Annotated in this window: 1 protein-coding gene; it reads right to left on the bottom strand. The window is 70.6% G+C overall.

The window, feature by feature from the left end:
• Positions 1 to 228, bottom strand: a 228-nt coding sequence (locus SB751_RS36145; RefSeq protein ID WP_410749748.1) for a TlpA family protein disulfide reductase, incomplete at both ends; no start/stop codon positions are given.

Here is a 228-nt window from a genome sequence, read left to right as displayed (position 1 = left end):
GATGTCCGGATGATCCTCCTGCGCCTGTGCGAAGATCGGCATTTCGCGCTGGCACGGCGGGCACCAGGTGGCCCACAGATTGACGACGACGGGTTTGCCGGCAAAGCGCTGTGGCGCGACGGGCGTCGCGTCGAGCGCTTCGAGCCGCAGCGCGGCAAGCGGCGGCGCACTGCACTGCAACGTCGCGAGCGTGCCTTGCGCGATGCCCCATGCGGCGAGCCCCGCGAG

Origin of the sequence: Cupriavidus sp. SIMBA_020, from assembly GCF_046535395.1 — a bacterium.
GTDB classification, from domain to species: domain Bacteria; phylum Pseudomonadota; class Gammaproteobacteria; order Burkholderiales; family Burkholderiaceae; genus Cupriavidus; species Cupriavidus campinensis.
The sequence above is the reverse complement of the archived record's forward strand: the minus strand, read 5'-3'. Positions and strand labels throughout refer to the sequence as shown.